Annotated in this window: 12 protein-coding genes; 8 read left to right on the top strand and 4 right to left on the bottom strand. The window is 64.6% G+C overall.

What is annotated here, in order from left to right; all coding sequences use genetic code 11:
- Positions 1–8: 8 nt before the first annotated feature.
- A complete protein-coding gene (locus tag RBJ75_RS12765) occupies positions 9–1820 on the bottom strand; it encodes a carbamoyltransferase (protein WP_044412284.1) in 1812 nt (603 codons plus the stop codon).
- 892 nt (positions 1821–2712) lie between these two features.
- On the opposite strand from RBJ75_RS12765, the gene RBJ75_RS12760 reads away from it, so the two are divergent.
- Positions 2713–5019, top strand: a complete 2307-nt coding sequence (locus tag RBJ75_RS12760; RefSeq protein ID WP_044412281.1) for a xanthine dehydrogenase family protein molybdopterin-binding subunit — start codon at positions 2713–2715, stop codon at positions 5017–5019.
- A gap of 202 nt (positions 5020–5221) precedes the next feature.
- Complete coding sequence (locus RBJ75_RS12755) at positions 5222–5671, top strand: c-type cytochrome (RefSeq protein ID WP_276156750.1); 450 nt, start codon at positions 5222–5224, stop codon at positions 5669–5671.
- Between the two features lie 106 nt (positions 5672–5777).
- Here RBJ75_RS12755 and RBJ75_RS12750 read toward each other — a convergent pair whose 3' ends face one another.
- Positions 5778–6224 (bottom strand): CHRD domain-containing protein, encoded by a 447-nt coding sequence (locus RBJ75_RS12750; RefSeq protein ID WP_044416699.1) that lies wholly within the window; start codon positions 6222–6224, stop codon positions 5778–5780.
- A gap of 102 nt (positions 6225–6326) precedes the next feature.
- On the opposite strand from RBJ75_RS12750, the gene RBJ75_RS12745 reads away from it, so the two are divergent.
- Positions 6327–7259, top strand: a complete 933-nt coding sequence (locus RBJ75_RS12745; protein WP_044416707.1) for a c-type cytochrome — start codon at positions 6327–6329, stop codon at positions 7257–7259.
- A 2-nt stretch (positions 7260–7261) separates the two neighbouring features.
- Here the strand turns inward: RBJ75_RS12745 and RBJ75_RS12740 are convergent, their stop codons facing one another.
- Positions 7262–7507, bottom strand: coding sequence for an Lrp/AsnC ligand binding domain-containing protein (locus RBJ75_RS12740; RefSeq protein ID WP_044416709.1), 246 nt, complete (start codon positions 7505–7507; stop codon positions 7262–7264).
- A 130-nt stretch (positions 7508–7637) separates the two neighbouring features.
- Between RBJ75_RS12740 and thiD the strand changes: the two genes are divergently transcribed.
- The 5 genes from thiD to RBJ75_RS12715 all read left to right on the top strand — a co-directional run bounded on the left by thiD (position 7638) and on the right by RBJ75_RS12715 (position 12146).
- On the top strand, positions 7638–8438 hold the full coding sequence (thiD, locus tag RBJ75_RS12735; RefSeq protein WP_044416701.1) for a bifunctional hydroxymethylpyrimidine kinase/phosphomethylpyrimidine kinase: 801 nt from the start codon (positions 7638–7640) through the stop codon (positions 8436–8438).
- Positions 8439–8538: 100 nt separating this feature from the next.
- Entirely contained in the window at positions 8539–9195 is a 657-nt protein-coding gene (locus RBJ75_RS12730) for a class I SAM-dependent methyltransferase (RefSeq protein WP_044416711.1), read from the top strand.
- Positions 9196–9235: 40 nt separating this feature from the next.
- A complete protein-coding gene (locus tag RBJ75_RS12725; RefSeq protein WP_173427390.1) occupies positions 9236–10048 on the top strand; it encodes a UDP-2,3-diacylglucosamine diphosphatase in 813 nt (270 codons plus the stop codon).
- Positions 10048–11106 carry a glycosyltransferase family 4 protein gene (locus RBJ75_RS12720; RefSeq protein ID WP_044416705.1) on the top strand — a complete coding sequence of 353 codons (1059 nt, stop codon included), beginning with the start codon at positions 10048–10050 and terminating at the stop codon, positions 11104–11106. The genes RBJ75_RS12725 and RBJ75_RS12720 overlap by 1 nt, the downstream gene beginning before the upstream one ends.
- Positions 11107–11156: 50 nt before the next feature.
- A complete protein-coding gene (locus RBJ75_RS12715; protein ID WP_044416713.1) occupies positions 11157–12146 on the top strand; it encodes a threonine/serine dehydratase in 990 nt (329 codons plus the stop codon).
- A 267-nt stretch (positions 12147–12413) separates the two neighbouring features.
- Here the strand turns inward: RBJ75_RS12715 and RBJ75_RS12710 are convergent, their stop codons facing one another.
- A complete protein-coding gene (locus tag RBJ75_RS12710; RefSeq protein ID WP_044407100.1) occupies positions 12414–13781 on the bottom strand; it encodes a hypothetical protein in 1368 nt (455 codons plus the stop codon).
- Positions 13782–13799 lie beyond the last annotated feature (18 nt).

Below are 13799 nucleotides of genomic sequence, written 5' to 3'. Positions count from 1 at the left end.
CGCCGCGATCATCCGACGCTGACGGTAGATTTCACCAGCGTCGCGACGTCCATGTAGACGTCGAGCACCGGCGCCACGACGCGGTGCATCTTGTTCTTCGACACCAGCGTATCGTGCATCACCAGATGGTCGATGCCGGTGGTGAGAAAGCACGCCATGGCGTCGCGCGGGGTCTCGACGATGGGTTCGCCCTTGACGTTGAACGAGGTGTTGACCAGCACCGGAACGCCGGTCAGCTTCTCGAATTCCTTGAGCAGCCGATACAGCATTGGCGCGGTGTCCTCGCTCACCGTCTGCACCCGCGCGGTGCCGTCGACATGGACCACCGCCGGAATCTTGTCGCGCCATTCCGGGCGGACCGATTTCGCCATCAGCATGAACGGCGAATCGCCCCGGCCCTCGAAGATCTCGTCGGCCCGCTCGGCCAGTACGATCGGCGCGAAGGGGCGGAACGGCTGGCGATGCTTGACCCGGCTGTTGAGGATATCCTTCATCTCCGGCCGGCGCGGGTCGGCGAGCAGGCTGCGATTGCCGAGCGCGCGCGGTCCGAATTCCGAACCGGCCTGAAACCAGCCGATCACCTTCTGGTCGGCCAGCAGCTTTGCGGTATCGGCGCAAATGTCGTTGCTGCGCGCCGCATCGATCTGAATCTTGACCAGCGATCTTTTGGTCGCCTGCTCGATGTCGGACTCCGGGTAAGGCCGGCCGAGATAAGCGTGCTTCATTTCAAAGCCGCGCGGCTTGCCCTGCACCACGAGGTGACCGTAATAGGCGCAGCCGATCGCGATGCCGTCGTCGCCGGCGGCCGGCTGGATCCACACATTCTCGAAACCGGACTCGCGCGCCAATCGGCCGTTGGCGACGCAGTTCAGCGCCACGCCGCCGGCGATGCAGAGATTTTTCGCGCCGGTGGTCTCGCGCAGCCAGCGCGCCCGCGCCAGCAGCACCTTTTCGGTGTCGTCCTGCACCCGCCAGGCGAGGTCCTCCCAGTGCCGCATCGATGGGCTGTCTTCCCATTTGCCGGGCCGGTCCATGATGTAGGGCTGGTTGTATTCCGGCGTCCAGCGCGGCACGGTGAGATGATTGTTGGCGATCTCCATCAGCGGCTTGATCTGGTCGTGCCGGCCATAGGGCGCCAGCCCCATCAACTCGCCGCATTTGTTCCAGTCGCCGAACACATAGCTGGAGGCACGGCTGTACAGCGCGCCAAGTCCCGGCATGTTGTAGAATTCGTCGCTGAGGAAGCCGCGGTCGGGCTCCATCCACACCTTCTTCAGACATTCCAGCTTGGTGCCGCTGAATTTGTAATAGCTCTCCGATTCGCGCGCCAGCGGCGTCGCCGTGTCGCTGGCCGGAAACGATTCGTCGACATCGGAGCGGTAGCTGCCGACGCCGTCGACGATCATCACCACGCCTTCGTCGAACGGTGACACCGCGAAGGCGCTGTAGGCATGCGCCAGATGGTGCGAGATCGACACCACCTTGTTGGCATTGGTCCGGAACCAGGGATGCTTGAGCGCGGAATCGCGTTCATATTCCGGCAGGAACGCCGGCATGTCCTGGTAGATCAGGCGATCTTCCATCTCCGGCACGGGGAGAATGTAGCAATTGCGCACCACCAGATCGACATCCTCCATGCCGATGCCTTCGGCATTCAGGCAATAATCGATGACCTCCTGGTAGAAGCCGCTGGCGTGCTTTTCGCGCGTGATGCGTTCTTTCATGACGCCGAATGCGATCTCGCCATCGCGCAGCAGACAGGCGCTGACATCGTGATCGTAGGTGTTCAGACCGAGGACATAAGTGTGCTGTTTGGACATTGGCCGTTTCTGAAAGAGTGTCCCCGGTCACGGGAAGAGCCGTCGCCGGGCTGCCGAAGATCGGCGCATGATTGCGTTATGCGAGAGTCTCGATATTCGATTGTGGCTCAATATAACGACCGGATAACGACTGGTCGATGCTTGACCATAGTGCTGCCGACGGCAAGGCGAGGGTGTCGGCATGACGATCGGCCCGGTTTGATAGGCTGCCATCTGGTGGTACGGCACCGCACAATCATCCCCGCCCTCCCAGCTTGACCGAAAGCAACGCTTAATCATAGTCTTGAGCACGGCCACGAACCACCTCAAAGTTATTGGACCGTATCGGAACGCCGCCACCTTCTCGTCGTTATTTTAGGCGCGATATTGAGCGATGTTGATCAGTGAAGACCGGGAGACTCTTAAGATGGCTCAAAATGTTTCGAAGGCTCGACGCAGTGTTTTGACACGGGCTCTTGCTGCCTTGGCTTTGACTTCGATTTACTGCTTCAGCCTTGTCGGCACATCGGCGTTGTTCCTGACGGCGAGCGCGACCAAGGCCGAGGCCCAGCGGGGTCGCGGGCGCGGGCGGGGCCGCGGTTGGGATCGTGGCCGTGGTCGGGGTTGGCGTGGCCGTGGCTGGCGTGGCCGTGGCTGGCGCGGCAGAGGCCGCGGCAATTGCGTCTTTAATCCGGTGTTCGGCCGGGTGATTTGCTATTGATCTGTCGCTTGCCCGCGAGCAGCGGCGGATGGGGCGGAAAATTCGAATCGTGACACATCAGGAAGGTGCATCGGGAATCCGGTGCACCTTTTTCATTGGCCTGACCGGTAAGAGATTGCGGACGGAACTGGTTTGCGCCGATCCCCGATACGCTGCAAGATAGTCGAACCCAGCATGGCAACCGGAGATACTATGGCTCCCATCAAATTCGGCGTCGGTCAAAGCGTCCTTCGCAAGGAAGACGATGCGTTGATCAGGGGCAAAGGCCGCTACACCGATGACCACGCGCCGCAGACCGCGGCCCACGCGCTGGTGCTGCGCTCGCCCCACGCGCATGCGACATTCAGCCTCGACGCGGCCGCTGCGCGCGGTATGCCGGGCGTGCTCGCGATCCTGACCGCGGACGATGTCAAGGACCTCGGCGGTCTACCATGTCTGTTCAACCTGCCGGACCACCCGTTCAAGGGGCCGGACTATCCGATCCTGGCCAAGGACGAGGTCCGTCATGTCGGTGACGCGGTGGCATTCGTCGTGGCGCAGACGCAGGCTCAGGCGCGCGACGCGCTGGAGGCGATTGCGGTCGAATGGACGCCGCTCCCCGCAATTGTCGGCGCCGCCAATGCGGTGAAGCCGGGCGCGCCGCAGGTCTGGCCGGATCATCCCGGCAATGTGCTGTTCGACGCGCCGATCGGCGACAAGAAGGCGGTCGAGGCGGTGTTCGCCAACGCCCACGCGATCGCCGAGATCAATATCGTCAATCCGCGCATTATCACCAACTACATGGAGACCCGCGCGGCGGTCTGCGAATACGACGCCAAGCGCGATCATCTGACGCTGACGATCGGCAGCCAGGGCAGCCACCGGCTGCGCGACATCCTGTGCCAGAACGTGCTGAAGATCCCGGTGGAGAACATGCGGGTGATCTGCCCTGATGTCGGCGGCGGGTTTGGCACCAAGCTGTTTCCCTATCGCGAATATGCGCTGATCGCGGTCGCCGCCAAACGGCTGCGCCGGTCGATCCGATGGACCGCGGACCGCGCCGATCATTTCGTCGGCGACGCCCAGGGCCGCGATAACGTCACCACCGCGCGGATGGCGCTGGCCGAGGATGGCAAATTCCTCGCCATGGATGTCGACCTGATTGGCGACATGGGCGCCTATCTGTCGACCTTCGGCCCCTATATTCCCTATGGCGGTGCCGGCATGCTGCCGGGGCTCTACGACATCCAGACCTTTCACTGCCGGGTCCGTACCGTGTTCACCAACACCGTGCCGGTCGATGCCTATCGCGGCGCGGGGCGGCCCGAGGCGGCCTATGTGATCGAGCGCCTGGTCGATGCCTGCGCCCGCAAGCTCGGCATGACGCCGGACGCGATCCGGCGCAAGAATTTCATTCCGCCGCGCGCGATGCCCTACAAGACCGCCACCGGCAAGGTCTACGATTCCGGCGACTTCGCCGCGCATCTGAAGCGGGCGATGGAGGTCGGCGAGTGGAAGGAGTTTCCGAAACGCGCCAGGGCCGCCAAGAAGCTCGGCCTGCTGCGTGGCCTTGGCCTCGCCTCCTATGTCGAGGTCTGTGGCACGATGGGCGAGGAGACCGCCAATGTCGGGCTCGATCCCAACGGCGACGTCACCATCCTGATCGGCACCCAATCGACCGGGCAGGGCCACCAGACCGCCTATGCGCAGTTGATCGCCGAACAGTTCGGGCTGGCGCCCGAGCGCGTTCATATCGTCCAGGGCGATACCGACAAGGTCGCCACCGGCCTCGGCACCGGCGGTTCGGCGTCGATTCCCTCCGGGGGCGTCAGTGTCCAGCGCGCCGCCCGCAAGCTCGGCGACAGCCTCAAGGAGATCGCCGCCGATGCGTTGGAAACCAGCGCGGCCGACCTGGAAATCAATGACGGCACGGTGCGGATCGCCGGCACCGACCGCTCGATCTCCTTTGCCGATCTCGCCAAGCGCCCTGGCGTCGATCCCTCGAAGCTGAACGCAAGCGAAAAATTCTCCAGCGCCGACGGCACCTTCCCGAACGGCACCCACCTGGTCGAAGTCGAGATCGATCCGGCCACCGGCAAGATCGCCATCGTCAACTACGTCATCGTCGATGATTTCGGCGTCACGCTGAATCCGTTGCTGTTGGCCGGTCAGGTTCATGGCGGAACGATGCAGGGCATCGGTCAGGCGCTGATGGAGCGCGCGGTGTACGATCCGGACGATGGACAATTGGTCACCGGGACTTTCATGGACTACGCGGTTCCGCGTGCCGCCGACGGCGCGCCGATCACCTTCGAGACTCATAACGTCCCATGTGCGACCAACCCGCTCGGCGTCAAGGGCGCCGGCGAGGCCGGCGCGATCGGCTCCTGTCCGGCGGTGGTCAATGCCATCATCGACGGGCTGTGGCGGGAATATAAAATCGACGCCATCGATATGCCGGCGACGCCGGAGCGAGTCTGGATGGCGATCCGCGAGCATGCGCGTCAACACAGTCTGTAAGATTGCACTGCCACCACCGTCACGCCGGGACGCGACGGTGGTAGTATCTTGCATGGATGCCGTGAGCGCGACCGGACGCCACACCGGAAATGGTCTGATTGACCGCGATTTTCTGGAACAGATCGGCGATGATGGGTTGCGCCCAAGCGGCGAGGCCGTATTGCTAGGCGATAGATTGAAAACAGTGAGCGGGAGACTCTTGATGTTGCGAACAGTTGTTGTGGCTGGAGCATTGTTGCTTAGCGCGAGCGTCGTGGTCGCGCAGCAGGATCTGGTCGACCAGGCCCAGACGGTGATGAAGACGACGGGCAAGAATGCCGGCGTTCTGGTGGCCATGGTCAAGGGCACCAAGCCCTATGACCAGGCCGCCGTTGACGCGGCGCTGGCGGAATTCGAAAAGACCGCCAAGGCATTGCCGACGCTGTTTCCCGCCAGCATCAAGGGGATGAAGCCGTTCGAGGGCAAGTACAGCGCCTCGCCGAAGATTTGGGAAGACAAGGCCGGTTTCGACGCCGAGATCGCCAGCTTCGCGAAAGCGGTCAGCAACGCCCAATTGACGGTCAAGGATGTCAACACGCTGAAAGTGGGGTTCGGCGCCATCGGCAAGGAATGCGGCAATTGCCACGAGACCTACCGCCAGAAAGACAGCTGAGATCGCGTGAGGGGCGGACGCCACCGGCATTCGCCCCTCATGATGGGCTATCGAGGTCTCGGCCAACGCGATGATGACGTCGTCTGCCGGATCGTTTGTCGGTGGTCTACTTCGTTACTTGTCCGCGGATCTCGCCGCCCTTGTTCGCCGCGGTATGGATGTTGACGTAGTATTTGCCGGCCATCAGATCGGCGGCCTGCGCGTCGGTCAGGGTGGCGGAGCCTTCCGCCGGGCTTTTGGCGATGTTCGGGATCGGAATGACGACGCCGGCATTCTTGCCCGGTTCGGCGGGACCATGGAAATGCGCGGCGGTCGCCGGGCCGGTGAGACCCGAATAGGTGATGGTCCAGCTCAGCTTCTTGGAGGCCGTGTCATAATCAACCTTGGCGGTCCCCTTGCCGGTGGAATTATTCGGGGGGACCTCGGCCGCGCTGGTCAGAGGCGTCGTCATGGTCATCTCTTCGGCGAAGGCCGGCCCGGTCGTGATCGCACCGACCGAGATCGCAATGGCACCGAGCGCGATGGCGCTCGCAATCATTCTGGTCCTTGACATGGTCGTCTCCCTTTTGATGCGATGCTTATGATGGATTTGAACACGACACCGGCGGTTGATTCCGGCGGAAAACCGCAAACGCCTGGCAACGACGGATCTGACGTGGCGAAAAGAATATTTCTGGCTGTCCTGGTCGTCGCGGTCCTCGCAGCGGCTGCATTCTGGTGGCTGACCGCTCCGGTTACGATATCGGCGGCTCAACTCCCGCCGCGGGCTCCGGTTCCGGAAAACGGGCGGACCGTGTTCAACATCGGCGGCTGTGCATCCTGCCATGCCACGCCCGACCAGCCGGATCGCCTGAAGCTTGGCGGCGGCCTTGCGATTCTGTCGCCGTTCGGCACCTTCCACGTGCCGAACATCTCGCCTGATCCGGTCGACGGCATCGGCCGCTGGAGCGAGGCCGATTTCGTCTCCGCGGTGCTGAAGGGCACGTCGCCGGCCGGCACCCATTATTATCCGGCATTCCCCTACGGGTCCTACCAGCACGCCCGGCTGGACGACGTCCGCGACCTGTTCTCCTATATGAAGACCTTGCCGCCGGTCTCGGGCCGGGCGCCCGGCCATGATCTGCCGTTCCCGTTCAATATCCGCCGCACCGTCGGGATCTGGAAATTGCTGTTTCTCGACGGCAAGACGTTCACGCCGGATCCGGCCCGCTCACCGCAATGGAATCGCGGCGCCTATCTGGTCAACAGCTTCGGCCACTGCGCCGAATGCCACAGCCCGCGCAATAGGCTCGGCGGCATCGTTGCGGCGCAGCGCTTCGCCGGCGGTCCCAATCCCGAAGGCAAGGGCTGGGTTCCCAACATCACCCAGAAGGGGCTTTCGGACTGGAGTGAAATCGATCTCGCTTATTTCCTGCAGACCGGGATGACGCTGGAAGGCGATACGGTGGGCGGCTCGATGGCGCGGGTGATCAGCAACACTTCACAACTGAGTGTCGAGGATCGCGCCGCGATGGCCACCTATCTGAAGTCGTTGCCGGCGGTGGACGGTCCGCCGCGACCGCCGCGCACCAAGGCTGAGAGGCCCTAAACTTACCTGGGGCCGAAGGCCTTGAAGGTGATGATGGTGTGGGTGTCCTGAATCCCCGGAATCACCTGGATTTTCTCGTTGATGAAATGGCCGATATCGGTGTCGCGATCGACGTAGAACTTCACCAGCAGATCGTAGTCGCCCGCGGTCGAGTAGATCTCAGACGCGATCTCGGCCTCGGCGATCGCATTGGCGACCGCATAGGATTGGCCGAGCTTGCATTTGAACTGAACGAAGAACGGAACCATCATGTCTCTCCGAAGGGCTTGATTCGACGCCATCAAGCCTAAATCCGCTCGCCGTGGCAAGCTTGCTGGCCCATCCGCGCCGCGCTACCACCAGCAGGAAACCTGGCTTCTCCGGGGCGTGCGAGCACATATGTCGATTCCGATAGCCCTGACCATCGCCGGCTCCGACTCCAGCGGCGGCGCCGGAATCCAGGCCGATCTCAAGAGCTTCGCCGCCAATGGCGTCTATGGCGCCTCGGTGATCACCGCGCTGACCGCCCAGAACACGATGGGCGTCGACGCCATCCTTCAGGTCCCGGCGGACTTCGTCACCGCCCAGATCGATGCAGTGTGCGGCGATCTGGCGGTCAAGGCGGTCAAGATCGGGATGGTGTCGCAGCGGTCGGTGATCGAGGCGATCATCAAGGGGCTCGACCGCTGGTCGCCCGGGCCGGTGGTGCTCGATCCGGTGATGGTGGCAACCTCGGGCGACCGGCTGCTGGCGGCCGATTGCGTTGCGGCGCTGCGCAATGATCTCATTCCCCGCGCCCGGATCATCACCCCCAACCTGCCGGAGGCGGCGGCGCTGCTCGACGAACAGCTGGCGCGCGGTGAGGCCGAGATCGAAAATCAGGGCCGGCGGCTGCTGGCGCTGGGTTGCGGCGCGGTGCTGATCAAGGGCGGCCATGGCGAGGGGCCGACCAGCACCGATTATCTGTTTGCCGGCGATTCTGTTGTGGCCCTGCCGGCGCCGCGCCTGGCCACTCCCAATACCCATGGCACCGGCTGCTCGCTGTCCTCGGCGATCGCGGCCGGGCTGGCCAAGGGGCAGGATCTGGACACCGCGGTGCGCAATGCCAAGGCCTGGGTCCATGCCGCGATTGCCGCCGCCGATCGGCTTGAAGTCGGCCGCGGCCACGGCCCGATCCACCATTTCCACAGCTTCGACTAAGGCACAACGGGCGGTCTGAGCCGCTGTCGTGGTGCCGTCGTACTCGGCTGCTATCCGGAATTCACGATGATTTTGTGATTCTCCGATGACGGCCGACATGATGACTCCAGATCTCGACAAATCCGCAGTGCAAACCGCCTATGCGCGGTGGGCGCCGATCTACGACGCGGTTTGCGGTCCGGTGATGCTGAAGGGGCGTCGCGCCGCCGCCGCCGAGGCGCGCTCGCTCGGCGGCAAGATCCTCGAGGTCGGCGTCGGCACCGGATTGTCGTTCGACGATTACGACGCCTCCACCGAGATTACCGGGATCGACCTCAGCGCCCCGATGCTGGAGAAGGCCCGCGCCAAGATGGCGAGCGGGCGCTATCCCTGGGTCAAGGACGTCCGGGTGATGGACGCTCACCAGATGGAATTCGCCGACTCCACCTTCGATTGTGTGGTGGCGCAATTCGTCATTACTTTGGTCGCCCATCCCGAGCAGGTGCTGTCGGAGTGCCATCGCGTGGTCAAGCCGGGTGGCCGCATCATCCTGGTCAACCATCTGTATTCCGAGGTCGGCGTAGCCGCGGCGGTCGAGCGCTGGGCCGCGCAGCGCACAAGGGGCATGGGCCTTCGCCCGGAATTTCCGTTCGCCCGGCTGCAGGCCTGGGCCCACGCCAACAAGAACGCGATTCTGATCGAGCGGCGCAAGATCGCGCCGTTCGGGATCTATACGTTGGTCTGTTTCGAGAGGACGTCAGAGCCGCTCGCGGCGTGACGTCGTCAGGCTGTCATCCAGCGCTGCTTGCAGCGCCCGCATGGGAAGTCACGTCATGAGTGACGAAATTCCGGAACGACGCTTTCGCACCCTGTTCATCTCCGACGTCCATCTCGGCGCGCGCGGCTCGCAGGCTACGCGGCTGTTGGATTTCCTCCGCGTCCACGACGCCGACACCATCTATCTGGTCGGCGATATCATCGACGGCTGGGCGCTGAAGTCGAGCTGGTACTGGCCGCAATCGCACAACGACTTTGTGCAGAAACTGCTGCGCAAAGGCCGCAAGGGCGCCCGCATCGTCTATATCCCCGGCAACCACGACGAGTTTCTGCGTTCCTATTACGGCACCCATTTCGGCGGCATCGAGGTCGTCGAGAATGCGATCCATGTCGGCGTCGACCACCGCCGCTATCTGGTGATCCATGGCGACATGTTCGACCTCGTGGTGCAGAACGCGCGCTGGCTCGCCCATGTGGGCGACAAGGCCTATGATTTCGCGATCCGGATGAACCGGCTGGTCAATGCGTTTCGGCGCTGGTTCGGCGTGCCGTATTGGTCGCTGTCGCAATGGGCCAAGCTGAAGGTCAAGAACGCAGTGAACTATATCGGCGCGTTCGAGCAGACGCTGGCGCAGGAGGCACGCCGCCACGGCACCGACGGCGTGATCTGCGGCCATATCCACACCGCGGCGATCCGCGACGATCACGGCATTCGCTATATGAACTGCGGCGATTGGGTCGAGAGCTGCACGGCGCTGGCCGAGCACGAGGACGGCCGCTTCGAGATCATCACCTGGACCGATCCGATGAAGCATAATCTGCCGGTGGCCTCCGTCGCGGCGCGCGCCGCCTGATGCGTATTCTGATCGCCACCGATGCCTGGCACCCGCAGGTTAACGGCGTGGTGCGGACGCTGACAATGATGGCCGATGCCGCCGCGACACTCGGCACCGAGATCAGCTTCATCACCCCGCAATCATTTCCGACCGTCGGGCTGCCGAGCTATCCGGATCTGCGCGTGGCGATCCCGCGCCCGTCCAAGATCGCCCGGCTGATCGCCGAGGCGCAGGCCGACTGCATCCACATCGCCACCGAGGGGCCGATCGGGATCGCGGTGCGCAGCTATTGCCGCAAGCGCGGGCTGCGGTTCACCACCAGCTTTCACACCAGATTTCCCGAATATATCTCGGCGCGGCTGCCGATCCCGGAATCCTGGGTCTGGGCCTGGCTGCGCCGCTTCCACGGCCGCAGCCAGGCGGTGATGGCGGCGACCCCGGCGCTGGCCGAGGAACTGCGCGGCCGCGGTTTCAGCAATGTGGTGCTATGGCCGCGCGGGGTCGATGCCGGCCTGTTCCATCCGCGCGAGGGCGCCGATCTCGGCTTGCCGCGTCCGGTATTCCTGTCGGTCGGGCGGGTCGCGGTCGAAAAGAATCTCGACGCCTTCCTGGCGCTCGACCTGCCGGGCACCAAGGTGGTGGTCGGCGATGGGCCGGCCCGCGCCGGATTGCAGCAGGCCTATCCGGACGCGGTGTTTCTCGGCGCCCGCCAGGGCGAAGCACTGGGCCAGGCCTATGCGGCGGCGGACGTGTTCGTGTTTCCCAGCAAGACCGACACCTTCGGATTGGTCCTGCTGGAGGCACTGGCCAGCGGCGTGCCGGTCGCGGCGTTTCCGGTCACCGGCCCCCGCGACGTTATCGGCGACGCGCCGGTTGGCGTGCTCAGCGACGATCTGCAACAGGCCTGTCTGTCGGCGCTGACGATCTCGCCGCAGGCCTGCCTCGAATTCGCAGCTTCGCAAACCTGGGCGGCATCGGCCCGCGCCTTCATCGACAATGTCACACGGGTCTGGATGATGGACCCGGACCGAGACGTGGCGCGCACCGAGCCGAAGCAGGCGCGGATCGTCGCCTGAGGCCGCCCGGCTTGCCCGCACGGCATGGCGCGCGGTACACTTGACCGATGATGGACACCACTGATCTGCCTGTGACCGCCGCGGATATCGACGAGGCCGCCGGCGTACTGGCGCCGTTCGCGGTACGCACCCCATTGCTGAGCTCACCAGCGCTCGATGCCTTGACCGGCGCCCGCGTGCTGCTGAAGCCGGAAATGCTGCAGCGGACCGGCTCGTTCAAGTTCCGCGGCGCGTTCAACAAGGTGTCGTCGATCCCGCCGGCGGCGCGCGGCGGCGGCGTGGTGGCGTTCTCCTCGGGCAATCACGCCCAGGGCGTGGCCGCTTCGGCGCAGCTTCTCAACATGCGCGCCACCATCGTGATGCCGGCCGATGCGCCGCTGTCGAAGCGCGAGCGCACCAAGGGCTATGGCGCCGAGGTGGTGCTGTACGATCGCCTTCGCGAGGACCGCGAGGCGATCGCCCGCGAGATCGCCGTGTCGCGCGGCGCGACGCTGGTGCCGCCCTATGACGATCCCAGGGTCATTGCCGGGCAGGGCACGGTCGGTCGCGAGATCGCCGAGGATTGCGCCGCTCTTGGCCTTGCCCCGGATCTTGTCGTGGCGCCGGTGTCCGGTGGCGGGCTGATCGCCGGGATCGCGGTGGCGGTCAAAGCGCGATGTCCGCAGGCCTCGATCATCTCGGCCGAGCCCGAAGCCTTCAACGATCATGCCCGTTCGCTGGCGGCCGGCCGGCGCGAGCCGCATCGCGCCGAGGGCAGCACGATCTGCGACGCGCTGATGGCCTCGATTCCGGGCCAGCTGACCTTCGCGATCAACCAGCGGCTGCTGAGCCATGGCGTCACCGCGTCCGACGCCGAAGTGGCGCGTGCGGTGGCGGTGCTGTTTCGCGAATTGAAGCTGGTGGCGGAACCCGGCGGCGCGGTGGCGCTAGCCGCATTGCTGGCCGGCCGGATCGATGCCCGCGACAAGACCATCGTCATCGTATTGTCGGGCGGCAATGTCGACGCGGACATGTATGCGCGGCTGATCCTGGCAGAATAGCCTTAGGATCACGGCAAGATTTGAAGATGAAATAACCAGCCTGAGATCGCTATCATCGATTGATAGAAGCGGATTTGGTCGTTCCCAGGGGGGGGACTGAGTCCTCATCCTGAGGAGCCCGGCGAAGCCGGGCGTCTCGAAGGATGAGGAGCCGCATGGTCTGCGGCGCATGGTTCGAGACGGCGCTTCGCGCCTCCTCACCATGAGGCAGTGCCTGTTGTGAGCGCTCCGAAGCCCAGTCCTGATTCCATCAAAAACAGAACTGCTCTAGGAGAAGAACGCGATCTTCTCGGCCTGGCTCATCCGGCGGATCGGCGCCAGAGCATCGCTGTCCGACGTCGCCGGCTTTGACACCATGCCGCGCGCCAGCAGGGCAGCGCCGAGCGATGGCGCGGCTTCGGGGACATCGGTGGATTCCGCCTCGTTGGATTCGACGGCGCTGGATTCGGCGGCCATGGTCGGTGCCGTCGCGCTCTCGGCTTCCGTGCGGGTTTCGCCATCGCCCGGTGCCGCCGCGACCAGTTCGGCGGCATCATTCTGACCGGCATCAGGCTGACTGGCATCAGGCTTGCTCGCGTCGGTTTCGTCGAACCACGGCTCGGCGGCCATTGCCGGCATCGGAGTCGCCGATTCCGCATACCCCGAATCGATAGCCTGCGGGGCGGCTTCGTCTGCGAAGTCCGGTGCGGCCATTTCCATCGCGACCAGATCCAGCACGGCGTCCTGCGCCGTCTCCGGATCATACGCCCCGGCGTTGTCCGCGGCGTTCGCGGGCGCGACAGGCGCGGTCGGCTCCGTCAGCTCAGCGCTGGCCGGTTCTGTGGCTACTGCCGGTTGAGCGGCCAGGTCGGTCGGCGCCTCGGCGGTCACCAGCACGCCAGTCTCCAGCATGCCGGTCTCGGGGGCGCTATCGGGTTCGTCGATCTGCGCCGTGGTTTCGGCGGGCTGCGACGGCGATTCCGCGGGCGGCGCCACGGCAGCGGCGGCATCGGTCATAACGGTGGTGGGCGCTGCCGCGTGATCCGAATCGGCCTGCCGCGCTTCGTCGCGCGCAAGCGGCGTCGATGGTTCGGGCTCGCGCGGCTGGCCATTGCTCGGCGCGGTGTCTTCGCCGGCCAAGCCGGCAATCCGCTGGATCACCAGATCGAATGCCGTCAGCACCGCCTGGCGATCGATCGCGGCGATCTGGCGGTGGCCGGAATCGATCGCGGCCAGCTGGGCGTCGAGCAGATCGCAGATCCGGGCATCGGCGCCGCATTCGCGTAATGTCGATGCGACTTCGCGGATGATTCGCGCGCCGTTATGCGCCGCGGTGAGCGTTCCGTCGTCGAGCCCGGCGATCGCCTGGGCGACGCCGGCCCTGGCTTCGCCGACGATCGCCCGAATCGCCCCCAGCGATTCGCTCAGCGCCTGGCCGGGAGCCTGCTTCTGCGCGACCAGCGTCTGCTCGATCCGAGCCACGGCATCGAGCACCATGCTGGTATCGGCGTTGCGGTTGCGCTTGCCATATTCGCGCAGAAACCAGCGACCACGCGCGGTCTCCATGAAGGCTTCGCGGATAGCCTCGTAGTCGGCATCGCTGGGCAGCGATGCGCGGGCGGAAATCGGCGACAGGGCAAATGCTTCTTCGGCCATAAGGGACTCATAGCGCAA

Origin of the sequence: Rhodopseudomonas sp. BAL398 (assembly GCF_033001325.1) — a bacterium.
In the GTDB taxonomy this organism is placed as follows: Bacteria; Pseudomonadota; Alphaproteobacteria; order Rhizobiales; family Xanthobacteraceae; genus JARJEH01.
This window is presented reverse-complemented; position numbering and strand designations above follow the sequence as displayed.